Raw genomic sequence first — 24561 nt, forward strand, 5'->3', positions numbered from 1 at the left:
TCCGCTCAGGACTGCGACGAGGCTGCCGCGGGCAGCGGTTCGAACGGCGTTTCGCGATCGGTCGGACGCGCGGCCTGGCGGGCCTGCATCGCCGTCTTGAAGCCGTACGCGACGATCGAAAGCACCACGAAGATGAACAGCGCGCAGAGGCCGGCGTCCAGGTAGTCGTTGAAGACGATGCGGTGCATTTGCTCCATCGACTTGGCCGGCGCGAGCACCTTGCCCTGCTCGATCGCTTCGCTGAACTTTGCCGCGTGGGTCAGGAAGCTGACCTTCGGGTCGGCATGGAACAGCTTCTGCCAGCCGGCAGTCAGCGTGCAGACGAGCAGCCAGACGGTCGGCACCAGCGTGACCCACGCGTACTGGCCGCGCTTCATCTTGACCAGCACGCACGTGCCGAGCACCAGCGCCACGGCGGCCAGCATCTGGTTCGAGATGCCGAACAGCGGCCACAGCGTGTTGATGCCGCCGAGCGGATCGACCACGCCCTGATACAGGAAGTAGCCCCAGGCCGCCACCGTCAGCGCCGTGGCGATCAGGTTGGCCGGCAGCGATTCCGTGCGCTTGAGCGACGGCACGAAGCTGCCGAGCAGATCCTGCAGCATGAAGCGGCCGGCGCGCGTGCCCGCATCGACGGCGGTGAGGATGAACAGCGCTTCGAACAGGATCGCGAAGTGATACCAGAACGCCATCATCGCCTGGCCACCGACCACCTGATGCAGGATGTGGGCGATGCCGACGGCCAGCGTCGGCGCACCGCCGGCGCGCGAGATGATGGTGTGTTCGCCGACGTCCTTGGCGGTCTGTACCAGCACGTCGGGCGTGATCACGAAGCCCCAGGTGGATACGGCCTGCGCCACCGCTTCCGGCGTGGTGCCGATGACGGCCGCCGGGCTGTTCATCGCGAAGTAGACGCCCGGCTCGATCACCGAGGCGGCGACGAGCGCCATGATCGCGACGAACGATTCGGCCAGCATCGCGCCGTAACCGATGAAGCGCGCGTGCGATTCGTTCTCGAGCAGCTTGGGCGTGGTGCCCGACGAGATCAGCGCATGGAAGCCGGAGACGGCGCCGCACGCGATGGTGATGAACAGGAACGGGAACAGGTTGCCCGACCACACCGGACCGTTGCCCTGCGCGAACTGCGTGAACGCGGGCATCTTGAGTTCGGGCGCGACGATCACGATGCCGATGGCCAGCGCGATGATCGTGCCGATCTTCAGGAACGTGGACAGGTAATCGCGCGGCGCGAGCAGCAGCCACACGGGCAGCACGGCGGCGATGAAGCCGTAGATGATCAGCATCCACGTGAGCGCCTTGCCGTCGTACGTGAACAGCGGCGCGAGCGTGGCGCTTTCATGCACGTACTGGCCGCCGATGATGGCGAGCATCAGCAGCACGAAGCCGATGACGGACACTTCGCCGATGCGGCCCGGACGCAGGTAGCGCGTGTAGATGCCCATGAACAGCGCGATGGGAATCGTCACGGCCACGGTGAACGTGCCCCACGGCGAGCCGGCCAGTGCCTTCACGACGATCAGGGCCAGCACCGCGAGGATGATGATCATGATCATGAAGCAGCCGAACAGCGCGATCAGGCCGGGCACGGTGCCCATCTCCGACTTCACGAGGTCGCCCAGCGAGCGGCCGTCGCGGCGCGTGGAGATGAACAGGATCATGAAGTCCTGCACCGCGCCGGCGAACACCACGCCCGCGAGAATCCACAGCATGCCGGGCATGTAGCCCATCTGCGCGGCCAGCACGGGACCGACGAGCGGGCCGGCGCCGGCGATCGCGGCAAAGTGGTGGCCGAACAGCACCGCCTTGTTGGTGGGTACGTAGTCGAGGCCGTCGTTATGGCGCCAGGCCGGCGTCATCCGCCTGGGGTCGAGCTGCATCACCTTTTCGGCGATGAAGCGGCTGTAGTAGCGATAGGCGATCAGGTAGATGCAGATCGCGGCCACCACGATCCATAGTGCGCTGACGGCCTCCCCGCGCGACAGCGCGACCGTGGCGAAGGCAAAGGCGCCGATGACGGCGACTGCCAGCCACATGAGGTGTTCCGAGATGCGATTCATGTGTGAAAGGTCTCCTCTTTTTACGGCGTGTAGTATTGATACCCGCCCCTGCCCACACAAGCGCGTAACTACGCAGCGCGCCTGCGTAGTACTACGCAGGCCGACGATGACACGCGGCCTTGCGGGCGTCGGTGTTTACCCCCGGACCCATGAAACTGCGTCAGAAGATCCTCTTGCTCGCCGTTGCGCCCCTCGCGGTGGCGATGCTCGGCATCGCGCTGGCGGTGCGCTATCAGGCCACCGCGCTCGCCCGCCACGAGCGCGCGCTGGTGGAGGCCGCGTACCTCCAGAGCAAGGAAATGGAACTCCGGCATTACGTGGAGCTGGCGCAGAGCACGATCGCGCCGATGTTGCGCTCGGGCCGCAACGACGCGGCCACGCGCCAGGCCGCGATGGAGGCGCTGGCGCGCCTCGACTACGGTCCGGACGGCTACTTCTTCCTCTACGACATGCAGGGCCGCAACCTCATGCATCCGCGCCAGCCAGAGCTCGTGGGGCAGGACCTCTGGCTGATGCGCGACCCCGAGGGCGCGCTGACCATCCAGAGGCTCATCGAGGCCGCGTCGAAGGGCGGCGGCTCCGTGCGATACCTGTGGAAGAAGCCGTCGTCGCAGCAGGTGGCGCCGAAGCTCGGCTACGTGGTGGCCGTACCCGAATGGAACTGGATGGTCGGCACCGGCATCTACCTCGACGACGTCGAGGAGACGTTGCGGCGCCTGGACGCGCGCGCGGCGATCGATATCCGCGACACCATGGCATGGATCGGCGTGATCGCGGCCATCAGCATCCTGCTCGTCGCCGCGAGCGGGCTGGCGCTGAACGTGAGCGAGCATCGCGAGGCCGACGCCAAGCTGCGGCAGCTTGCGCAACGCGTGGTGCAGTCGCAGGAACAGGAACGCGCGCGGCTCTCGCGCGAGCTCCATGACGGCGTGAGCCAGTTACTGGTGTCGGTGAAGCTCGTACTCGAGACCGCGGCCAACCGGCTGCGCCTCGCGCCCGCCGAAAGCGCGTCCGTGGTGCCCGTGCTCGGCATGGCGCTGAACCGCCTCGACACCGTGTTCAACGAAGTGCGCCGCGTCGCGCGCAACCTGCGCCCCGCCCTGCTCGACGATCTGGGCCTGCACGCGGCACTGCAGCATCTGGCGCGCGAGATGCAGGAAGGCAGCGCGCTGCAGGTCGAGGTGACGCAGCACGGCACGCCGCGCGAGCTGCCCGAGGAGCAGGCCACCGCGCTGTTCCGCATCGCGCAGGAAGCGCTGACCAACGTCGAACGCCATGCGCATGCGCGTCGCGTGTTCGTGACGCTCGATTTCGCGGACGATGCCACGCGCCTCACGGTCCGTGACGATGGCGCGGGTTTCGACGTCGCGCGCATGCAGATGGACCCGAACCGCGGCATCGGCCTGCGCAACCTGCGCGAGCGCATGGCCGCGCTCGGCGGGTCGTTCGACATCGCCTCCGGTCTCGCGGGGACGCGCCTCGTGGCGTCGCTGCCGCGCGTCACTCCCGTGGCGGCCGTGACACCCTCCCCAGAATCTTCCGATATCTCGCCGTCATGAATGTGTTTTCGGATGCCGCCGCGCCGGCGCGCGTACTGCTGATCGACGACCACGCGCTCGTGCGCGACGGCATGCGCATGCATCTGACGCTGCAGCCAGGGCTCGAAGTGGTCGGCGAGGCCGACGATGGCGAGGCCGCGCTCGCGTGGCTCGCGCGGGCCGGCGAGGCGAACCTGCCCGAACTCGTGATTACCGATATCGGCATGCGCGGCATGGGCGGGATCGCGCTGGCGGGCGCGCTTCACGATGCGTACCCCGAGCTGGCGGTGCTGATCGTATCGATGCACGACAACCTCGAGTACGTGCGGCAGGCGGTGCGCGCGGGCGCGCGCGGCTACGTGCTCAAGGACGCGCCGGCCGACGAACTGCTCGCGGCAATCCAGGCCGTGCTCGCGGGACGCGTGTTCTACAGCGCGCGTATCGCGCGCGCGATGGCGGAGCAGTCGGGAAGCCCGCTCGACGCGCTGACGCCGCGCGAGCGCGACATCCTCAACGGCATCGGGCGCGGCCTCGCCAACAAGGAAATCGCCGCGAATCTCGGCGTCTCCGTGCGCACGGTCGAGACCCATCGACTGAACCTCAAGCGCAAGCTCGGCATCGAAGGCCGCGCCGGTCTCGTCAAGTATGCAGTGCAGCAATTAGGCACGAGCGGGACCCCCGAAAACGAGAGCAGTCAGGTCTGAAGGGTATTCCCTACATTGTTGACGTGATGCGCGCTTCCTAAGATCAATACAACCAAAGGCCAAGGAGATTGCCTCTAATGTCTCCACGCGTCGCAGACATGCGGCGCGCATGCGCCTCGCACCGATTCTTTCCGTTCCATTGTTGACGTTTGCCAGCGGCGTGGGCGCTTTCGCCCGCGCGGCATGGCGACGGCCAGGCATTTCGTGTCGGTCCAAACCAACAGCAGGGGAGACAGTCATGGCAGCAAGGCGCAAAGGCAGCAAGGTCGTTGTCGTGGAGGGAACGGGTACGGGCGCCGCGGCGCCATCGCGCCGCGGATTCCTCGGAGGCGCCGCCGCCGCGGCGACGGGCGTGGCGACGATGGGTTTCCCCGCGATCGTGAAGGCACAGGGACCGGTGAGCATGCGGTGGCAGAGCACCTGGCCCACGAAGGACATCTTCCACGAGTTCGCCGGCGACTTCGTCAAGAAGGTCAACGACATGTCCGGCGGCGAGCTGCGCATCGAGCTGTTGCCGGCCGGTGCCGTGGTCAAGGCGTTCGACCTGATCGACGCGGTGAACAAGGGCACGCTCGACGGCGGCCATGGCGTGATCGCCTACTGGTACGGCAAGAACTCGGCGCTGGCGTTGTGGGGGTCCGGTCCCGCCTGGGGCATGGACGGCAACATGGTGCTCGCGTGGCACAAGTTCGGCGGCGGCAAGGAGCTGCAGGAGGAGATCTACCGCAGCCTGAACCTCGACGTGGTCTCGTTCATGTACGGACCGATGCCGACGCAGCCGCTAGGCTGGTTCAAGAAGCCGATCACGAAGCCCGATGACTTCAAGGGGCTCAAGTTCCGCACGGTGGGCCTGTCGATCGATATCTTCACGGGTCTCGGCGCGGCCGTGAACGCGCTGCCCGGCGCGGAGATCGTGCCGGCGATGGACCGCGGCCTGCTCGATGCGGCCGAGTTCAACAACGCGAGCTCCGATCGCGCGCTCGGCTTCCCCGACGTGTCCAAGGTCTGCATGCTGCGCAGCTTCCACCAGTGCTCGGAGCAGTTCGAGGTGCTGTTCAACAAGAAGCGCTACGACGCACTCTCGCCGAAGCTGCGCGCGGTCATCGCCAATGCCGTCGATGCGAGCTCCGCGGAGATGTCGATGAAGGCGATCGACCGGTACTCGAAAGACTATCGGGCCTTGCAGGAACAGGGGGTGAAGTTCTACGCGACGCCGAACTCGGTGCTGCAGGCGCAGCTGAAGGTCTGGGACGAGATCGTCGCGCGCAAGGAGAAGGAAAACCCGATGTTCAAGAAGGTCAACGACTCGATGAAGGCGTTCGCGCAGCGCAGCACGCGCTGGCAGAACGACACCAACGTCGATTACCGGATGGCCTCGTCGTATTACTTCTCCACGAAGAAGAGCGGCTGACTTTTCCTTCCTGCCCTATCTGGGGAGCGGTCTCGTGCAAACACTGCTGCTGGGTATCGACAAGATCAGTACCCTCGTGGGACAGGCCGCCTCGTGGCTGATCATCGCGCTTACGCTGATGATCAGTTACGAGGTGTTCTCGCGCTACGCGCTCGGGACGCCGCACGCGTGGGTGTTCGACGCGAGCAACATGCTGTACGGCGCGTTGTTCATGCTCGGCGGCGCGTACACGCTGGCCAAGCGCGGGCATGTGCGCGGCGACATCCTGTACGGGTTTCTGTCACCGCGCGCGCAGGCCGCGATCGACCTCGTGCTGTATCTCGTGTTCTTCTTTCCCGGCGTGATCGCGCTCGCCTGGGCGGGCCTCGATTTCTTCGAGGTCTCGCTCGCGCAAAACGAGCACTCGTCGATCGCCGCCGACGGTCCGCCGATCTATCCGTTCAAGGCCGTGATACCGGTGGCGGGCGCGCTGCTGTTGCTGCAGGGCGTGGCCGAGGTCATCCGTTGCGTGCTCTGCCTCATGCATGGCGACTGGCCGCGGCGGGAAGAGGATGTCGAGGAGGTCGATGTCGACAAGCTCAAGCAGATGGTCGGCAAGGAAGAATCGCTGGCCGCCAGGGCGGACCCTACCGTGGAGAGCACCGCGCGATGAGAAAGGAACTGTGGTTCGGTATCACGCTGATGGTGCTGATCGTCGGCGCGGTCGTGTGGTTCATGCCCGCGCCCTCGATGTGGACCAACGGCCATCTCGGCCTGCTGATGCTCGCGCTGATCGTGGTCGCGATCATGCTCGGCTTTCCCACCGCGTTCACGCTGATGGGCATGGGCGTGCTGTTCGCCTGGCTCGCGTACCGGCACGCGAACCCCGATATCGCGGTGGAGCAGACCCTCGACCTCATGGTGCAGCGCGCGTACGCGGTGATGACCAACGACGTGCTGATCTCCATTCCGCTGTTCGTGTTCATGGGCTATCTGGTCGAGCGCGCGAACCTGATCGAGAAGCTGTTCCGCAGCCTGCATCTGGCGCTTGCATGGCTGCCGGGCTCGCTCGCGGTGGCCACGCTCATCACGTGCGCGGTGTTCGCCACCGCCACCGGCATCGTCGGCGCGGTGGTGACGCTGATGGGGCTGCTCGCGTTTCCGGCGATGCTGCGCGCGGGCTACAGCACGCAGCTGTCGGCGGGCGCGGTGACGGCCGGCGGCTGCCTCGGCATCCTGATTCCGCCATCGGTGCTGCTGATCGTCTACGGCGCGACGGCCGGGGTCTCGGTCGTGCAGCTCTACGCGGGCGCGTTCTTCCCTGGCCTGATGCTGGCGGGGCTCTATATCCTCTACGCGATCCTCATCGCCAGGATCAAGCCGTCGCTCGCGCCGCCGCTGGCCGCCGAGGACCGTGTGATTCCGCTCACGACGTTCGCCGCCACGCTGCGCGATACCGTGAGCCGTCGCGCGCTGCCCGCGTTGCTCGGCGCGCTCAAGGGCCGTCGCAATGCCGACGTGCCCGTGGGCTACGTGATGCGGCAGCTCGGCGTGGTGCTGATGCCCGCGTTGGCGGTGGCGGTGGCGATGAGCCTGATGTACGCGGCGGTCACCGCGCCGAAGTCCGTCGCGAGCGTCGGCGGTGCCGTGGAAATGGGCGCGGTCGGCGAGAGCGAGACATCGTCGTTCGATTCGCTGCAGGCCCCGCCGGGCGAGAGCGATGCCTCGGCCCTGTCTCCCGCACCGGACGCCGCACCCGCGGTCACGCCGAAGCCCGTCACGCCGCAGGACATGGCGCCGGCCGTGTCCACGCCCGCGGCCGAGGCAGATGCCCCGGCGACGCCGGCACCGATGTGGTTCTGGATCACGCTGGCCGTGGTCGCGCTAGGCCTCGTGGTGTTCTACTGGTACTTCAGTTTCGCGCGGCTCGAGATCTTCAAGCTGCTGCTGTCCTCGTTCTTCCCGCTCGCGGTGATGATCATCGCCGTGCTTGGCTCCATCGTGTTCGGCCTTGCCACGCCGACGGAGGCCGCGGCGGTGGGGTCGCTCGGCGGCGCGCTGCTGGCAGCCGCGTATGGGCAGCTCAACTACAACGTCGTACGCGAGTCGGTGTTCCTCACCGTCAAGACGAGCGCGATGGTGTGCTGGCTGTTCGTGGGGTCGTCGATCTTCTCGGCAGCGTTCGCGCTGCTGGGCGGGCAGGCGCTGGTCGAGGCGTGGGTGCTGTCGATGGACCTGACGCCCGTGCAGTTCATGATCCTCGCGCAGATCATCATCTTTCTGCTGGGCTGGCCGCTCGAATGGACGGAGATCATCATCATCTTCATGCCGATCTTCATCCCGCTGCTCGATAACTTCGGCATCGATCCGCTGTTCTTCGGGCTGCTCGTCGCGCTGAACCTGCAGACCGCGTTCCTCTCGCCGCCGGTGGCGATGGCGGCGTTCTACCTCAAGGGCGTGGCGCCGCCGCACGTGACGCTGAACCAGATCTTTGTCGGCATGCTGCCGTTCATGGGCATCCAGCTGATCGCGCTCGCGCTGCTCTATATTTTTCCGGGCATCGGGTTATGGTTGCCCGAGGTACTGTACCGGTAGACGTCCGCGCCAATAAAAAACGGCCCCCGAAGGGGCCGTTTCGTTTCCTGCGTCGCGATGCCTTAACCGAGGCGCTTTTCCAGCGCGGCCTTGGTGTCCACGAGTTCCTGCGGCAGATGGTGCTTCAGCTGCGTGAACAGTTCCTCGTGCAGGGCCAGCTCACGCTTCCATGCATCGGCGTCGATCGATGTCACCTGGTCGAACTGGGTCGTGTTGAAGTCCAGGCCGTTCCAGTTCAGGTCGTCGTAGCGCGGCGAGGTGCCGAACACGTGCTCGGCGCCCTGGCCCTTGCCTTCCACGCGGTCGATCATCCACGACAGCACGCGCATGTTCTCGCCGAAGCCCGGCCACACGAAGTTGCCGTCGGCGTCCTTGCGGAACCAGTTCACGCAGTAGAACTTCGGGAGCTTCGCGCTCGAGGCTTCCAGCTTCTTGCCCAGCGCGAGCCAGTGGCCGAAGTAGTCGGCCATGTTGTAGCCGCAGAACGGCAGCATCGCGAACGGGTCGCGGCGCACCACGCCCTGCTGGCCCGCCGCCGCGGCGGTCGTCTCGGAGCCCATGGTCGCGGCCATGTACACGCCTTCGGTCCAGTTGCGCGCTTCGGTCACCAGCGGCACCGTCGTCGAGCGGCGGCCGCCGAAGATGAACGCGTCGATCGCGACGCCGGCCGGGTTGTCCCAGTTCTCGTCGATGGACGGGCACTGCGATGCGGGCGCGGTGAAGCGTGCGTTCGGGTGCGCGGCCTTGGCACCGGTCTCCTTCGCGATGGCCGGCGTCCAGTCCTTGCCCTGCCAGTCGATCAGGTGCGCGGGCGCTTCCTTGGTCATGCCTTCCCACCACACGTCGCCATCGTCGGTCAGCGCGACGTTGGTGAAGATGACGTTCTCCTTGAGGGTCGCCATCGCGTTGTAGTTGGTCTTCTCGCTCGTGCCCGGTGCCACGCCGAAATAGCCGGCTTCCGGGTTGATCGCGTAGAGGCGGCCGTCCTGGCCCGGCTTGATCCAGGCGATGTCGTCACCAATCGTGGTGACCTTCCAGCCCTCGAAGCCCTTGGGCGGAATCAGCATCGCGAAGTTGGTCTTGCCGCAGGCCGACGGGAATGCCGCGGCCACGTGGTACTTCTTGCCTTCGGGCGACGTCACGCCGAGGATCAGCATGTGCTCGGCCAGCCAGCCTTCGTCGCGGCCCATCGTGGAGGCGATTCGCAGCGCGAAGCACTTCTTGCCCAGCAGCGCGTTGCCGCCGTAGCCCGAGCCGAACGACCAGATCTCGCGCGTGGTCGGGAAGTGGACGATGTACTTGGTCGGGTTGCACGGCCACGGCACATCCTTCTCGCCGGCGGCGAGCGGCTTGCCCACGGTGTGCACGCACGGCACGAATTCGCCATCGGTGCCCAGCACGTCGTACACGGCCCGGCCCATGCGGGTCATGATGCGCATGTTCACGGCGACGTAAGGCGAGTCCGACAGTTCGACGCCGATATGCGCGATCGGCGAGCCCAGCGGGCCCATCGAGAACGGCACCACGTACAGCGTGCGGCCGCGCATGCAGCCGTCGAACAGGCCATTGAGCGTCTGGCGCATCTCGGCCGGCGCGGTCCAGTTGTTGGTGGGGCCGGCGTCTTCCTGCTTGTCGGTGCAGATGAAGGTACGGTCTTCGACGCGCGCGACGTCCGACGGATCGGACAGCGCGAGGAACGAGTTCTTGCGCTTGGCGGGGTTCAGGCGCTGCATCGTGCCGGCCTCGACCATCAGGTCGCAGAGGCGGTCGTATTCTTCCTGCGAACCGTCGCACCAGTAGATGTTGTCGGGTTTGGTCAGCGCGGCGATTTCAGCGACCCAGGAGATGAGCTTCTGGTGCTTGACCCAGGCCGGGACATTCAGAGCCGGGGTGCCTTGCATTGCGGGGTGGTTCATTGTGGTTACTCCAAAGCGACTAAAGAATTCTGGCAAAGCCACGCCGGTGTTTGGCATGATGCACATCGCCTCAATCGTCACATCCCGTTACAACTCCGGGACGGCGAATTCCCAGCAAAATATCGCGGCGGTCGCTGCGGCTGCGATAAAGTTGCGCTTCGCCCGTCCTCGGGTGCGGCGCGGCTTTGTCCGGCGACAGTCCACACACTTCACAATGGGAGCATGGCTCGACCATCGCGTGTGTAGGTGTCGACAGGAGCGGGCAAGGATACCACTGCTGCACCTCGCTGTTTTTTGCTGCGCAGCATTGCCAAAGACAATATTGTCGATGAGATTGCTGCGCGATCTGGATGCCAACCATACTGTCCGGCGCGCCGCGGCTCTGTTGCCGCGCGCACCAAGCTTCGCTGAAGTCAAAGAGTCACCGATGAAGATTGCCGTTCTCGACGATTACCAGGACGCCGTGCGGAAGCTGCCCTGCTTCGCGCTGCTGGAAGGCCACGACGTCAAGGTCTTCAACAATACCGTGAAGGGCGTGGGCCAGCTGGCCGCGCGCCTGTCCGACGTGGAAGCGCTCGTGCTGATCCGCGAGCGCACGCGTGTCACGCGCCAGCTGCTGGAGAAGCTGCCCAAGCTCAAGATCATCAGCCAGACCGGCCGCGTGGGCGGCCAGGGCGGGCATATCGACCTCGAGGCCTGCACCGACCGCGGTGTGGTGGTGCTCGAAGGCACGGGCTCGCCGGTGGCGCCGGCCGAACTGACGTGGGCGCTGATCATGGCCGCGCAGCGGCGGATTCCGCAGTACGTCGCCAGCCTCAAGCACGGGGCGTGGCAGCAGTCGGGCCTCAAGTCGACGACCATGCCGCCGAACTTCGGCCTCGGCCAGGTCCTGCGCGGGCAGACGCTCGGCATCTGGGGCTACGGCAAGATCGGCAAGCTGCTGGCCGGTTACGGCCGCGCGTTCGGCATGAACGTGCTCGTGTGGGGCCGCGAGGGCTCGCAGCAGTCGGCCCGCGACGACGGCCTCAACGTGGCCGAGTCCGCCGAGCAGCTGTTTGCGGACAGCGACGTGCTGACCCTGCATCTGCGGCTCAACGACGAGACGCGCGGCATCGTGCGTCTGGCGGACCTGCAGCGCATGAAGCCGACCGCGCTGTTCGTCAATACGAGCCGTGCCGAGCTGATCGAGGAGAACGCGCTGGTGGCGGCGCTCAATCGCGGCCGGCCGGGCATGGCGGCCGTCGATGTGTTCGAGTCGGAGCCGATCCTGCAGGGCCATGCGCTGCTGCGCATGGAGAACTGCATCTGCACGCCGCACCTCGGCTACGTCGAGCGCGACAGCTACGAGCTCTACTTCCGCACCGCGTTCCAGAACATTCTGGACGTGCTCGCGGGCAAGCACGACAGCATCGCGAACCCGAAGGCGCTGACGCCCGCGCTCTCGCGGTAGGACGCATCCGGGTACGCCCGCGCGTCGGCGCCCGCCGACGCACGGGCGCGTGGGTTCGCCCACATTCAAACGTGCACTTCCGTCGCTACACTGGTCGCATCCTCGATCCGTCGATGTCGTTCCGGAGTGCAACGATGACCGAATCCGCCCGTGTTCTCGCTGTCAGCGTGGGGACCGCCCTGCCGCTGGTCGTGGCCGGGGCCGGTACCGAGGCCATCGTCCGGTCCGCCATCCGCAAGCATCCGCTCAGCACGCAGTTGCGCCCGATCGCCGTGCAGGTGCATAGCCTGGGCCTGGCCGGCGACGAACAGGCCGACCGGACCGCGCACGGTGGTCCCGACCGCGCGGTCTATCTCTATCCGTTCGAACATTACGCGTGGTGGAATGCGCTGCGGCGCGAGGCCCGGGTGCCGGAGTCCAATCGGCCGCTCGGCTTCGGCGCGCTCGGCGAGAACCTGACCGTGCAGGGCCTGTTCGAGAGCGAGCTATGGGCCGGCGATGTCCTGGGCATTGGCAGCGCACTGCTGGAGGTCGCGCTGCCCCGGCTCCCGTCCGCGAAACTCAACGCGGCGATGGGTTACGGCCGCGCGGTGCGCGACATGGTGCAGAGCGGCAATACGGGCGTCTATCTGCGCGTGCTCAAGCCCGGCGAGATTCAGGCCGGCGATGTCATCTCGGTGACCCCGGGGCCACGCAAACTGTCGGTGGAAAACATCAACCACCGACGCAGGGATGGCTGGCGCGTGCTTTTCTGATATGTTTCCCTTTTAATACAAGGGTATCGACGCCCGACCCCGCCGGCCGCCCGTCAAGGGGCGCGGCCGGCATTGGCATGTCTGCCGCTGTAATGCGCTGTAATAAGGCGCGCTAGCCTGAAACGCGCCAGCGCTGTACTTATACAGGCTCGATACCGGGCAGATACGCGGACGGAGCGGCTCCAAGAAGCCGCCGGACGCACGGGGAGCAGCGTTTGACGTTCGCAGTGGAGAAGGGTCCTCACATGAAAACAGACGGGATCGACCGGCCCAAGGGGTTTGTCGATGGCAACTGGAGCGCGGCCGCCGGTACGGGGCGCGGCCGGATTTCGCCGTGGGTTGCCGTAGTCGTGGTACTCGTGGCCGGCGGTGCCGCCTGGTTCGGCTGGAAGATGTGGTACGTCCCGAAGCACGAGGTCAAGGCGCCCGCCGCGATCATGGTGGCGACGGCGGCCGTGCAGCAGGGTGACGTGCCGCTGGAGGTCAACGCCAACGGCAACGTGACCGCGCTGCAGACCGTGGAGGTGCGGCCGCAGATCTCGAGCACGGTCCAGTCCGTGCATATCAAGGAAGGCCAGACCGTCAAGCCGGGCGACCTGCTGTTCTCGCTCGACACGCGCATGGACGAAGCCAATATGGCGCGCGCCCGCGCGCAGCTGTTGCGCGACCAGGCCGATCTTGCCGATGCGCGGCGCACGCTGTCGCGCAGCCAGGAACTGCTCGAGCGCAACTTCATCTCGCGCAGCGCGGTGGACACCGCCCAGGCGAAGGTGGACGGTTTCGAGGCGACGATCCGCGCCGACCAGGCCGCGATCGAAGCCAGCCGCGTGGCCATCAGCTATGGCTCCATCCGTGCCACGATCGGCGGCCGGACCGGCGTCATCAATGTGTTTCCTGGCTCGCTCGTCACGCCGACGGCGACCGCCGTCTCGATGGTCACCGTCGCGCAGATCTCGCCGATCGCCGTCACGTTCACGCTGCCCGAGCGGCAGCTGGCCGCGTTGCGGGAGGCGTTGCGCATCGGTCCCGTCAAGGTGACCGCGCTGCCCAACGACGGCAGCAAGACGCCCGTCGTCGGCCGTATCACGTTCATCGACAACACGGTGGACCCGCAATACGGCAGCATCCGCATCAAGGCGCAGTTCGATAACGAGGAAACGCGGCTCTGGCCGGGCACCTATGCCAACGTCAACGCGGTGGTGCAGACGCTCAAGGGCGCGCTGACGGTACCGCCGCAGGCGGTGGTAACCGGTCCCGACGGCCGCTTCGTGTACACCGTGCAGCCCGACAGCACCGTGGCGCGCGTCCCGGTGAAGGTCATCGCCACGACGGCCGCCGCGGCGGTCATCGAGGGCGTGCAGCCCGGCGCGCGCGTGGTGACGGAAGGCACGCAGAACCTGCGCCCGGGCTCGCGCATTCGCGAAGGCAAGGCCGGAGGGGCATCCGCGCCGGCAGCTGGCAACGGCGGGCACTGACATCATGACGCTGTCCGAGCTCTGTATCCGGCGGCCCGTGATGACGGTGCTGCTGTGCCTGGCCGTCATCGTGACCGGTATCGTGCTGTACCCCACGATTCCGATTGCCGCGCTGCCCAGCTTCAACTCGCCGGTGATCCAGGTCACGGCGACGCTGCCGGGCGCGAGTCCGGAGACCATGGCCGCGTCCGTGGCCATCCAGCTCGAGAAGCAGTTCGCGACGATTCCCGGCGTCACCGTCATCAGCTCGTCGAACACGCTCGGCAACTCGAGCATCACGATCGAGTTCAACAACGACCGCGAGATCGATGCGGCTGCCGTCGACGTGCAGGCCGCGCTGTTCCGCGCGCAGCGCACGCTGCCGATCGAGATGACGCAGCCGCCGTCGTACCGCAAGGTGAATCCGGCGGATGCCCCCGTGATCCTGCTGGCGATCAACTCGCCGGCGATGAGTCTCGCCGAGCTGAATGCGTTCGGCGATAACCTGATCTCGCCGACGCTGGCCACGCTGCCGGGTGTCGCGCAGGTGCAGGTGCTCGGACAGAAGCGTTTTGCGGTGCGTGTGCGCGCGCGGCCCGACGCACTGGCCGCGCGCGGGCTGACGCTTGACGAACTCGCGGTCGCGCTCAATCGTGCCAATACCAACACGCCGGTGGGCACGCTCGACGGCGCGCGCCAGACGCTGACCATCCAGGCCAACCGGCAGCTGTCGAACGCCGATGCGTTCCGCAACATCATCGTCGCGAGCCAGCCGAGCGGCGCGATCGTGCGCCTCTCCGACGTGGCCGAGGTGGAAGACAGCGTCGAGACGATCAAGACCGGCAGCTGGCTCAACAACGAGCGCTCGATCGTGCTGACCGTGCTGCGCCAGCCCGATGCCAACACGGTGGCCGTGGTGGACTCGATCAAGGCGACGCTGCCGCGCCTCGTGCAGCAGATGCCGGGATCGGTCAACGTGGCCGTGGTCAACGACCGGTCGGTGTCCATCCGCGAGTCGATCCACGACGTGCAGTTCACGCTGGCGCTCACGGTGGCGCTCGTCGTGATGGTGATCTTCCTGTTCCTGCGCCGCGCGGCCGCCACGCTGATCCCGACCGTATCGGTGCCCATCTCGCTGATCGGCACCGTGGCGCTGATGAAGGCGCTCGGCTACAGCCTCGACAACGTGTCGCTGCTGGCCATCACGCTGGCCGTGGGCCTGGTCGTCGACGATGCGATCGTGATGCTCGAGAACATCGTGCGCCATATCGAGGAAGGCGTGCAGCCGCTCAAGGCCGCGCTGATCGGCTCGCGCGAGATGGGTTTCACGATCCTCTCCATCTCGATCTCGCTGGTGGCGGTGTTTATCCCGATCTTCTTCATGCCGGGCGTCATCGGCCTGCTGTTCCACGAGTTCGCGGCGGTGGTGTCGCTGTCGATTCTCGTGTCGGCGCTGGTGTCGCTCACGCTGATCCCGATGCTGTGCGCGCGCTTCCTGTCGGCGGACAACGTGCCGATCGACGAATCGCAGCATGCGTATGGCGATCACAAGGGTGCCGCCGTCGCGCACGCTGCGCCCCACCACGCGCCAAAGAAGGCATCGATCGGCCTGCGCTCGACGCAGTGGTTCGAGGACCTGTTCAACTGGACGCTGCGCAAGTATGCGAACGGCCTCGACTGGTGCCTCGCGCACCGGCGCTTCGTGCTCGCGCTCGCGGGCCTGACGTTCGTGCTCACGGCGGTGATGTTCGCGAAGATTCCCAAGGGGTTCTTCCCAGAGGAAGACATCGGCCAGATCCAGGTCAACGCGGAAGGTCCGCAGGACATTTCGTTCGAGGCGATGTCCGAGCGGCTGCGCGACGCGGCCGAGCGCATCCGCGCGAATCCCTCGGTCAAGTCGGTGGTGGCCTCGATCGGCGGCGGCAACTCGCCCGCCATCAATACGGGCCGGATGTTCGTGGAGCTGAAGCCGTTGGGCGAACGGCCCAAGATGCCGCAGGTGGTGGAGTCGCTGCGCAAGGACGTGTCGGTCGTGCCCGGCCTTGCCGTGTATTTCTCGCCCGTGCAGAACCTGCGCCTCGGCGGCCGCCAGAGCAAGAGCCGCTACCAGTACACGCTGCAGAGCGTGAAGGCCGGCGAGCTCCAGTCGTATTCGGACCGCCTGATGGCGAAGATGCGCGCGGAGCCGATCTTCCGCGACGTGACCAGCGACTCGCAGCAATCGGGCCTCGAGGCGCAGCTCACGATCGACCGTGACAAGGCCAACGCGCTCGGCGTGCAGATCCAGGATGTGCGCACGGCGTTGTACACGGCGTTCGGCGAGCGGCAGGTATCGACGATCTACACACCGATCGACAACTACTACGTGATCCTGCAGGCCGCGGAAGTCGATCGTACCGACGAGACCGCGTTCTCCAAGCTCTACGTGCGCAGCAAGACGGGCCAGATGGTGCCGATTTCCGCGTTCGCGACCACGGAGCGGCGCGTCGGTCCGATCGCGGTCAATCACCAGGGGCAGCTGCCGTCCGTCACGGTGTCGTTCAACCTCGCGCCCGGCGCGGCGCTGGGCGATGCGTCCAGCAAGATCGATCGCTTCCGTACCGAGATCGAAATGCCGAGTTCGATCTTCACGAGCTGGGGCGGCGACGCGGCGGTGTTCCAGTCGTCGCAGGCCACGCAGATCGTGCTGCTGGTCGCCGCCATCGCGGTCATCTACACGCTGCTCGGCGTGCTGTACGAGAGCTATATCCACCCGCTGACGATTCTGGCCGGCCTGCCCTCGGCGGCCATCGGGGCGCTGCTCACGCTGTTCATCTTCAACGTGGAGCTGTCGCTGATCGCGACCATCGGCGTGCTGATGCTGATCGGCATCGTGAAAAAGAACGCGATCATGATGATCGACTTCGCGCTTGCCGCGCAGCGCGAGCAGGGCATGGCGCCGGCCAAGGCCATCCGGCAGGCGTGCCTGCTGCGTTTCCGCCCGATCATGATGACGACGTTCGCGGCGGTGATGGGTGCCCTGCCCCTCGCGCTCGGCCTGGGCGCCGGTGCGGAACTGCGCCAGCCGCTCGGCCTCGCGGTGGTGGGCGGCCTGCTGTTCTCGCAGGTCATCACGCTGTTCATCACGCCCGTGATCTACCTCGCGCTCGACCGCTTCTCGGGCAGCGGCCCGCTGCAGATCGACGCGGAAGGCAATCTGCTCGCGGAACCGGAAGCGCTCGCGCAGCGGTAGCGGCCTCGGTCATGGCGTTTGGCTTAGAATCCAACGCCATGACACCCACCTCGCTCGAAACTCTTATGTACGAGGTCGGACAGCTGTTCCTGTATCCGACCCTCGCGCTGATCGGCATCCTCTTCGTCCACGCGTTCTGGGCGCTCGGCGACTTTGCCATGCAGGCATGGCTGCGCGCGCGGCATCCGATCGATAGCGGGCGCGGCTATGCGCTCGTCGCCTGGGCGCGCCGGCACGGTGAGGACGACGCCGATGCGCTCGACGTGGCCGCCCACCGGTTGCTGGAGCGCGCGCGCATCGCCACGCGCGTGGCGCCCATGCTCGGACTCGTTGCGACCATGATCCCGATGGGTCCCGCGCTCAAGAGCCTGTCCGGCGGCGATCTCGCCAACGTGGGCGAGAACCTGACCATCGCGTTTTCGGCGGTGATCCTCGCGCTGATCGCGGCCAGCATCACGTTCTGGGTGGTCAACGTGCGCCGTCGCTGGCTGGCCGAGGAGCTGGTCTGGCTCGGCCGCGCGCGGCAGGCCCGGAGCGCGGACGCATGAAGTTCCTCGACGAGAGCGAAGCCGACGATCCGATCCTGTCGGTGGTGAACCTCATCGACGTGTTCCTCGTGGTGATCGCCGCGCTCCTCATCGCCATTGCGCGCAACCCGATGAACCCGTTTACGCACGACGACGTCACCGTCATCACGCGCCCCGGCAAGCCCGATATGGAGATCGTGTCGCGGCAGGGACAGAAGGTCGTGCGCTATCAGGGCACGGGACAGCCGGGCAGTGGCGACGGCGTCAAGGCCGGCGTCGCCTATCGCATGAAGGATGGATCGATCGTGTACGTGCCGGAGACCGACAAACCATGATCATTCGCATAGCGGCGCTGGCCTGCGCGCTCGCCCTGACCGGCTGTGCCAGCCAGTTCTTCAACCAGTCGCCGCAGCCGGAAGCGGTCAGCAAGACTTTCGCCGGCAAATCGTATGTGCTGCTGGGCGAGGTCCACGACAACGCGCAGGGCCAGCAGCAGCGGCTCGACGCGCTGACGCGCGCGGTGCAGGCCGGCTGGCGGCCCGCCATCGCGATGGAGCAGTTCGATCGCGAGCGCCAGGCGGACATCGATCGCGCGCGGCGCGAGCGGCCCGACGACCCCGACTACGTGATAGCGCAGGCGACGGGCGATCGCAACGCATGGCAATGGCCGCTCTACCGCCCCGTGGTGGCGCTGGCCTTGCAGTACGACCTGCCGCTGCTTGCGGCGAACCTCTCGCGTGCCGACGCGAGCCGGATCGTGCGCGGCGGGCTGGGCAGCGTGTTCAGCGCGGGCCAGCAGAAGGCGCTGGGCCTCGACAGGCCGTTGCCGGCCGATCTCGTTTCCGCGCAATCGACGGAGCTCGATGCCGGTCACTGCGGGCTGTTTCCGCGCCAGATGCTGCCGGGCATGCTGAGCGCCCAGGCCGCGCGCGATGCGATGATGGCCGCGACGATGCAGCCCTACGCGGACCGCGGCGTGGTGCTGATCGCGGGCAACGGCCATGTGCGCCGCGATCTCGGCGTGCCGCGCTGGATTGCCGGCGACAAGGGCAAGGTGCTCAGCATCGGCTACCTCGAAGAGAGCAATACGGTGGCGAACGGTTTCGATGCCGTGATCCGCGTGCCCGCGATCGCACGCAAGGATCCCTGCGACGATGCGGTGGTGCGCAGGTAGCCGGCGCGCCCGGCGTGCTACGCCAGCTTCAGTGCCAGCACCGCGCGCACGCCCCGCCCCTGCGTGGCATCCCTGAGCGTCACGCTGCCGCCGAATCGCGCCGCCATCTCGCGCGAGATGGCGAGGCCAAGACCCGAGCCGGGCTCGGTGTGGCCGACCCGCCGGTAGAACCGCGCGAATACCTTCTCGCGCTCCTCGGGCGGAATCCCCGGTCCGTCGTCCTCCACCACCAGCAGCGCCTCGTCGCCCGCGAGCCGCGCGGAAAGCGTGATGCGGCTGCCGCGCGGCGAATACTGGATGGCGTTGTGCACGAGGTTGGCCAGCGCCTCGCGCAGCAGCGCGCCGTCGGCGCGTACGGGCAGCGAGAGCCCCGCGGGCCGCTCCCAGCCAAAGTCCTGCTGCTTGCCGCGCGCCAGCGGCAGATAGTCGAGTGCGACCTGCTCCGCGACGGCTACCGCATCGATGACATCCACGGCCTCCGCCGGCACCGCGCCATCGCGGCGTACGCGCGCGAGCGCCAGCAACTGGTTGGTCAGCCGCGCGGCCTGGCCGAGCTGCGTCTCGATCGCGCCCACGGCTTCGCGCGCGGCCTGAATATCGCCGTGGTCGCCATGCAGCGTCAGCTGGCGTTGCGCGAACTCGGCCTGTGTCTTGAGGATCGCCAGCGGCGTGCGCAGCTGGTGCGCGGCATCGGCGATGAACTGCGCCTGCGCCTGGCCCATCGCTTCCGAGCGCGCCACGTGCGTGTTCACCGCATCGACGAGCGGACGGACTTCGACCGGTACGTGGTCGAACGCGAGCGGCGTGAGGTCGTCCGGCGAGCGCGCGCGAACCTCGTCGCGTACCCGCGCCAGCGGACGCAGCACGTACGTGATGCCGCCGACGAGGATCAGCGCCGACAGCACGATCAGCACCGTGTCGCGCGCGAGCGCGCTGCGCCACACGCGCGCGATCAGCATCGTGCGCGGCTCCGCGGTTTCCGCCACCTGGATGATCACGCGCAGATGCGCATCGGGCCGGTAGACGGGCCTTGCCATGGCGGCAATCCGCACGGGCTCGTCGCGATAGGTCGCGTCGTAGAAGCGTGTCTCGTTGTTGACGAGCGTACCCGCGGGCAGCGGCAGATCGTCATAGCCGGTGATGGTCTCGACCACGCCCGCGCGCTCGATCGACACGCGATAGAACACATGCGTCTGCGCGGCGGTCTCGAACATCTCCATCGCGGCATCGGGCAGCGACAGCTGCACGCTTTCGCCGGCCATGCCGATCGCATTGTCGATGGTCCGCACGGACCCGTACAGCGAGCGGTCGTATGCGGTGTTGGCCGCGTCGCGCAGCGTGTCGTACGTGAACCACGAGTCGATCGCGGTAATCGCGATCAGTGCGGGAACCAGCAGCAACAGCAGCTGGCGGCGCAGGCTGCCACGCAGCCAGAGCCGCAACGGCAGCCGCGCGGGGGCGCGCAGGTGGCGTCGCCACATGTCAGGTCTCGGCCTCGGGTTCCAGCAGATAGCCGAAGCCGCGCAGCGTCACGATGGTCACGCCATGCCCGGCGAGCTTCTTGCGCAGGCGGTAGACCAGCACCTCGATCGCGTCGGGGCTCACGTCGGCGTCGAGCGAGAAGACCTTGTCGAGCAGCTGCGCCTTGGTCAGTGGCTGGCCGCTGCGCGCGAGCAGCGCGCCCAGCAGCGTCGATTCGCGTGGCGTCAGCGCGAGCGGCGCGCCGCCGAGCGTGAAGCTGCGCGTCTCGCCATCGAACACGAGCGCGCCGCATTGCAGGCGCGGATGGGCGCGCCCGCGGCTGCGGCGGATGAGCGCGAGAATACGGGCCTCGAGTTCGGCGATGGCGAAGGGTTTGGGCAGGTAGTCGTCCGCGCCGAGGTTCAGGCCGCGCACGCGTTCGTCGAGCGTGTCCTGCGCGGTGAGGATCAGCACGGGCGTGCGGTCGTCGCGCCCGCGCATCGCCTTGAGCACGGCCAGCCCGTCCTTGCCGGGCAGCCGCAGGTCCAGCACCACGGCGTCGTATTCCTCGGCCATCAGCCGGGCTTCGGCCTGCAGGCCGTCCGCCACGTGCTCGATGACGAAGCCGCCCTGCTCGAGCGCGCGCGCGACCCAGCGGGCCAGTTCCACTTCGTCTTCCACCAGCAGGATGCGCATGCGGGACCTCCTCCACCCCCATCGGCCCGGATGCGGGACGCGTCCGGGGGCGCCTATAATAACGCCGCCCCGCTCCGGGTGTCGCCTCTGCCGCCATGCCGCCCAAGCCGCTCTCCGAATCGCGCCCCTTCTGCCCAGCCGCGGACGCCGCCTCGCCCGCTCCGCATCCCGCAAGGCGCCGCCTGCTCGAAGCCGGCGCGGCCGCGGCGGCGCTGGCCGCGATGCCGGCCTTTCCCACGGTCGCGCGCGCGCAGGCCGCCGGTTCCCGCACTACCTCGCCCACCGCGCCCGCCGGGTATCCGGCCGAGTACGAAGGCATCGTCTCGCGCGCGCTGCACGAGGGTGCGGTCACGGTGTACGCGTCGACGGACAGCGATATCGTGCGGCCGCTGATCGACGGCTTCGAGGCGCGCTTTCCCGGCGTGCGCGTCAACTACCGCGACCTCAATACGGTCGAACTCAACGATCGCTTCCTCGCCGAAACGGCGAAGCTCGGCGGCGGCCGTCCGGCGCGCGACGCCGACTACGCGGACGTGCTCTGGAGCACGGCGATGGACCTGCAGATCAAGCTCGTCAACGATGGCTACGCGCAGCGCTACGAATCGCCCGAGCGCGGCGCGCTGCCTGCGTGGGCCGTATGGCGCGACGAGGCCTGGGGCACGACCTTCGAACCCGCGGTCATCGTCTACAACCGCCGGCACTTCACCGATACGCGCATGCCGGGCAGCCGTAGCGGTCTGGCTCAGCTGATGCAGGAGCACGCGCCGCTGTGGCGCGGGCGCGTGGTGACCTACGACATCGAACGCTCGGGCATCGGCTACCTGTTCGCGCAGCAGGACGCGCGCATGGGCAACGAGTTCTGGTATCTCGCGCAGGCCCTCGGGCGTGCGGGCGCCAAATTGTCGGTATCGTCGGTGGACATGATCGAGCGCATCGCGCGCGGCGAGTTCGTGCTCGGGTACAACGTGCTGGGGTCGTATGCGCTGTCGCTGATGGAGCGCGGCGCGGAGATCGGCGTGATCGCGCCGCGCGACTATACGCTGGTGATGTCGCGCGTGGCCTTTATCGCGCGCAAGTCGCCGCGGCCCAATGCGGCGCGGCTATGGCTGGACTTCCTGATCTCGCGGGAGGGGCAGGCCCTGCTGGCCCGCTCGACGTCGCAGCTCTATACGATCCGCAGCGACATCACGAGCGGGCAGACACCAGGGGCGCTTGCCGAACGGCTTGGCTATACGCTCAAGCCGATCAGCGTCGGGCCGGGCCTGCTGGCCGCGCAGGACGCGCTGCGCAAGCGCGCGTTTCTCGCGCGATGGTCGGAGGCGCTGCGCGGGTAGCCAGGGGTAGCCGCGGGTAACTACTCCGCGAGCGTTTGCTGCCGGGCCTGCGCTTCGCAGAACGTCGCCACCTCGGCGTCGAGCTCGGCTTCCGCCAGCGGCCGCGCGACGTAGCCGTGCCGGAGCGCCGGCGAATGGCGCAGCGTGTCGATGAACACGTCCGCCATACGCTCGGCCTGGCCCGCCAGATCGAAATCGGTGGGGCAAAACAGCCAGTGCGCGAGCACGCCGCCGATGGCCGCATGGAACGCGTTGACCGCGAAGTCCAGATCGAGGTCGGCCGGCAGCTGGCCGCGCTCGGTCGCGAGCCGCAAGTGCTCGCGGATCTTGGCGATGCCTTCCTGATGCGACTGCCGCTGGCGCTCGAAGATCGCGCCGTTATCCTGCACCATCTCGCACTTGTGGAACAGGATCTCGAAGATCCGCCGCCACTGCGGGTTCACCACGGTCTGGCGAAACACGAACGCGCAGATATCGCGCACCCCGCCGAGCGGGTCCTCGTGCCGCGCGATCCGCTCGGGATCGCACAACGCTTCCACGGGCAAATGCACGCGATCGACCATCGCCGCGAACACGTCGCTCTTGTTCTTGAAGTGCCAGTAGATGGCGCCTCGGGTGACACCGGCCGCCTCGGCGATATCGGCAAGCGACGGGCGCGCCACGCCGCGCGTGTGGAAAACCGTTTCCGCCGCATCGAGTATCCGGTTGCGCGTCTCGAGTGCTTCTTCCTTGGTGCGTCTGACCATGTCCTTTTCCTATCGCGGAATCACCGCGATTAACGGCCGGCATCGTACCGCGCCCGCCGCAATTGTGCTCGCCAACTGTATGTCGCCCGCGCACCACATCTGGGCATAAGTGCGCCAAAAAGCAACGCGCTGTGTAAAACGCTTAACATACATGCTTGAATGTATATATACTACGCGCTTGTTCGCCGTCCGGCCACCCCCGGTCCCGACGGCTACCCGCCTGACGTCTCCGCTCGCGCTCCCCGCCCCCCCGCACGCCGTTGCTGTCCATGGGGGACGTGTGCCGCAAGCGACCGCAGTCCATATCAGAACCAAAACGCCAAGATGGGGTGATCGATGAGCAAGACCCGACGTATTCACTATCTCGCCGCCGGAGCAGCGGTCCTGTTGCTCGCCGCCTGCGGCGAGAAAGCGCCGCAGGCAGGCGCGATGCCGCCCGCCGAGGTCGGCGTGGTCACGGTCACCCCGCGCCCCGTCGCCGTGATCAACGAGCTGCCCGGTCGCCTCGAGGGTGTGCGTACCGCCGAGGTGCGCGCCCGCGTGGAAGGCATCGTGCTGTCGCGCAACTACACCGAAGGCGGTGAGGTGAAGGCCGGACAGGTGCTGTTCCGCATCGATCCCGCGCCCTATCAGGCGCAGCTGGCATCGGCAAAGGCGTCGCTCGAGCGCGCCGAGGCCAACGCCGTGTCCGCGCGCCAGAAGGCCGAGCGCTACAAGCCGCTCGTGGCCGCGAACGCCGTGAGCAAGCAGGAGTACGACGAGGCCGTGGCCGCGGCCGGCCAGGCCAATGCCGATATCGCATCGGCCAAGGCCGCCGTGACCACCGCGCAGATCAATCTCGGCTACACCACGGTCACCGCCCCGATCTCGGGCCGCGTGGGCCGTGCGCTGGTCACCGAGGGCGCGCTGGTCGGCAAGGGCGAGGCCACGAAGCTGACGCTGGTCGAGCAGGTCGATCCGATCTGGGTCACGTTCACGCAGCCCGCGGCCGACGTGGCGCGCCTGCGCCGCCAGATCGAGTCGGGCGAGGTCAAGAGCATGAACGGCGGCGCGCGCGTGCACCTGTTCGTCGAGGGCAGCGATCGCGAGTACGCGCAGACCGGCAAGCTGCTGTTCTCCGACATGACCGTCGATCCGACCACGGGCGCGATCACGCTGCGCGCGGAATTCCCGAACGCGAAGCGCGAGCTGCTGTCGGGCACGTTCGTGCGCGTGAAGGTGGAACAGGGCATCGACGAGAAGGCACTGACCGTGCCGCAACGCGCGCTGATCCGCACGGCACAGGGCGCGAGCGTGATGGTCGTCGGTCAGGACGGCAAGGTTGCCAGCCTGCCGGTGACGGCCACGCAGGCGGTCGGCGACAGCTGGGTGGTATCGGAAGGCCTCAAGGGCGGCGAGCAGGTGATCGTCGAGGGGCTGCAGAAGGTACAGGCGGGCGCGCCGGCCAAGGCCGTGCCGTTCCAGCAGCCCAAGACCGCAGACGCCACCGCGGCAAAGCAGGGCTGACCGTA

Annotated in this window: 19 protein-coding genes; 14 read left to right on the top strand and 5 right to left on the bottom strand. The window is 67.4% G+C overall.

Going from position 1 to position 24561, the window contains the following annotated elements; genetic code table 11:
• Positions 1–5: 5 nt before the first annotated feature.
• Positions 6–2078 (bottom strand): carbon starvation CstA family protein, encoded by a 2073-nt coding sequence (locus AAHB16_RS19165; RefSeq protein WP_342051737.1) that lies wholly within the window; start codon positions 2076–2078, stop codon positions 6–8.
• A 149-nt stretch (positions 2079–2227) separates the two neighbouring features.
• On the opposite strand from AAHB16_RS19165, the gene AAHB16_RS19170 reads away from it, so the two are divergent.
• The 5 genes from AAHB16_RS19170 to AAHB16_RS19190 all read left to right on the top strand — a co-directional run bounded on the left by AAHB16_RS19170 (position 2228) and on the right by AAHB16_RS19190 (position 8305).
• Positions 2228–3637, top strand: coding sequence for a cache domain-containing protein (locus AAHB16_RS19170; protein ID WP_150373319.1), 1410 nt, complete (start codon positions 2228–2230; stop codon positions 3635–3637).
• A complete protein-coding gene (locus AAHB16_RS19175; RefSeq protein WP_342051738.1) occupies positions 3634–4320 on the top strand; it encodes a response regulator transcription factor in 687 nt (228 codons plus the stop codon). The genes AAHB16_RS19170 and AAHB16_RS19175 overlap by 4 nt, the downstream gene beginning before the upstream one ends.
• Positions 4321–4681: 361 nt before the next feature.
• Positions 4682–5731, top strand: a complete 1050-nt coding sequence (locus AAHB16_RS19180) for a TRAP transporter substrate-binding protein (RefSeq protein WP_342051773.1) — start codon at positions 4682–4684, stop codon at positions 5729–5731.
• Positions 5732–5765: 34 nt separating this feature from the next.
• Positions 5766–6383, top strand: a complete 618-nt coding sequence (locus AAHB16_RS19185) for a TRAP transporter small permease subunit (protein ID WP_342051739.1) — start codon at positions 5766–5768, stop codon at positions 6381–6383.
• Positions 6380–8305, top strand: coding sequence for a TRAP transporter large permease subunit (locus AAHB16_RS19190; protein ID WP_342051740.1), 1926 nt, complete (start codon positions 6380–6382; stop codon positions 8303–8305). Before AAHB16_RS19185 ends, AAHB16_RS19190 begins: the two co-directional genes overlap by 4 nt.
• A 62-nt stretch (positions 8306–8367) precedes the next feature.
• Here the strand turns inward: AAHB16_RS19190 and AAHB16_RS19195 are convergent, their stop codons facing one another.
• On the bottom strand, positions 8368–10221 hold the full coding sequence (locus tag AAHB16_RS19195) for a phosphoenolpyruvate carboxykinase (GTP) (protein WP_150373315.1): 1854 nt from the start codon (positions 10219–10221) through the stop codon (positions 8368–8370).
• 427 nt (positions 10222–10648) lie between these two features.
• Between AAHB16_RS19195 and AAHB16_RS19200 the strand changes: the two genes are divergently transcribed.
• The 7 genes from AAHB16_RS19200 (at position 10649) to AAHB16_RS19230 (ending at position 18813) form a co-directional block, all read left to right on the top strand.
• A complete protein-coding gene (locus AAHB16_RS19200) occupies positions 10649–11671 on the top strand; it encodes a D-2-hydroxyacid dehydrogenase family protein (RefSeq protein ID WP_150373314.1) in 1023 nt (340 codons plus the stop codon).
• A 134-nt stretch (positions 11672–11805) separates the two neighbouring features.
• Positions 11806–12426 (top strand): MOSC domain-containing protein, encoded by a 621-nt coding sequence (locus AAHB16_RS19205; RefSeq protein ID WP_150373313.1) that lies wholly within the window; start codon positions 11806–11808, stop codon positions 12424–12426.
• Positions 12427–12671: 245 nt separating this feature from the next.
• A complete protein-coding gene (locus AAHB16_RS19210; protein WP_150373312.1) occupies positions 12672–13901 on the top strand; it encodes an efflux RND transporter periplasmic adaptor subunit in 1230 nt (409 codons plus the stop codon).
• A 4-nt stretch (positions 13902–13905) separates the two neighbouring features.
• Entirely contained in the window at positions 13906–17112 is a 3207-nt protein-coding gene (locus AAHB16_RS19215; protein ID WP_342051741.1) for an efflux RND transporter permease subunit, read from the top strand.
• A gap of 38 nt (positions 17113–17150) precedes the next feature.
• Positions 17151–17660 carry a MotA/TolQ/ExbB proton channel family protein gene (locus tag AAHB16_RS19220; protein ID WP_223851352.1) on the top strand — a complete coding sequence of 170 codons (510 nt, stop codon included), beginning with the start codon at positions 17151–17153 and terminating at the stop codon, positions 17658–17660.
• Positions 17657–17974, top strand: a complete 318-nt coding sequence (locus AAHB16_RS19225; RefSeq protein WP_150373310.1) for a DUF2149 domain-containing protein — start codon at positions 17657–17659, stop codon at positions 17972–17974. Before AAHB16_RS19220 ends, AAHB16_RS19225 begins: the two co-directional genes overlap by 4 nt.
• Positions 17971–18813: a ChaN family lipoprotein gene (locus AAHB16_RS19230; protein ID WP_342051742.1), complete on the top strand. Its 843-nt coding sequence runs from the start codon at positions 17971–17973 to the stop codon at positions 18811–18813. Before AAHB16_RS19225 ends, AAHB16_RS19230 begins: the two co-directional genes overlap by 4 nt.
• Positions 18814–18830: 17 nt before the next feature.
• Here AAHB16_RS19230 and AAHB16_RS19235 read toward each other — a convergent pair whose 3' ends face one another.
• Both AAHB16_RS19235 and AAHB16_RS19240 read right to left on the bottom strand, forming a co-directional pair.
• Complete coding sequence (locus AAHB16_RS19235) at positions 18831–20294, bottom strand: sensor histidine kinase (protein ID WP_342051743.1); 1464 nt, start codon at positions 20292–20294, stop codon at positions 18831–18833.
• Position 20295: 1 nt separating this feature from the next.
• A complete protein-coding gene (locus AAHB16_RS19240) occupies positions 20296–20970 on the bottom strand; it encodes a response regulator (RefSeq protein WP_150373307.1) in 675 nt (224 codons plus the stop codon).
• A 95-nt stretch (positions 20971–21065) separates the two neighbouring features.
• Here AAHB16_RS19240 and AAHB16_RS19245 point away from each other — a divergent pair, with 95 nt between their 5' ends.
• Positions 21066–22304: an ABC transporter substrate-binding protein gene (locus AAHB16_RS19245; RefSeq protein ID WP_446718114.1), complete on the top strand. Its 1239-nt coding sequence runs from the start codon at positions 21066–21068 to the stop codon at positions 22302–22304.
• Between the two features lie 20 nt (positions 22305–22324).
• On the opposite strand, the gene AAHB16_RS19250 is transcribed toward AAHB16_RS19245, so the two are convergent.
• Positions 22325–23050: a TetR family transcriptional regulator gene (locus AAHB16_RS19250; protein ID WP_150373306.1), complete on the bottom strand. Its 726-nt coding sequence runs from the start codon at positions 23048–23050 to the stop codon at positions 22325–22327.
• A 336-nt stretch (positions 23051–23386) separates the two neighbouring features.
• On the opposite strand from AAHB16_RS19250, the gene AAHB16_RS19255 reads away from it, so the two are divergent.
• Entirely contained in the window at positions 23387–24556 is a 1170-nt protein-coding gene (locus tag AAHB16_RS19255; RefSeq protein ID WP_150373305.1) for an efflux RND transporter periplasmic adaptor subunit, read from the top strand.
• The last annotated feature ends 5 nt before the right edge of the window (positions 24557–24561 follow it).

The sequence above is a fragment of the Cupriavidus sp. OTU4054 genome (genome assembly GCF_038440175.1).
Taxonomy (GTDB): domain Bacteria; phylum Pseudomonadota; class Gammaproteobacteria; order Burkholderiales; family Burkholderiaceae; genus Cupriavidus; species Cupriavidus pauculus_D.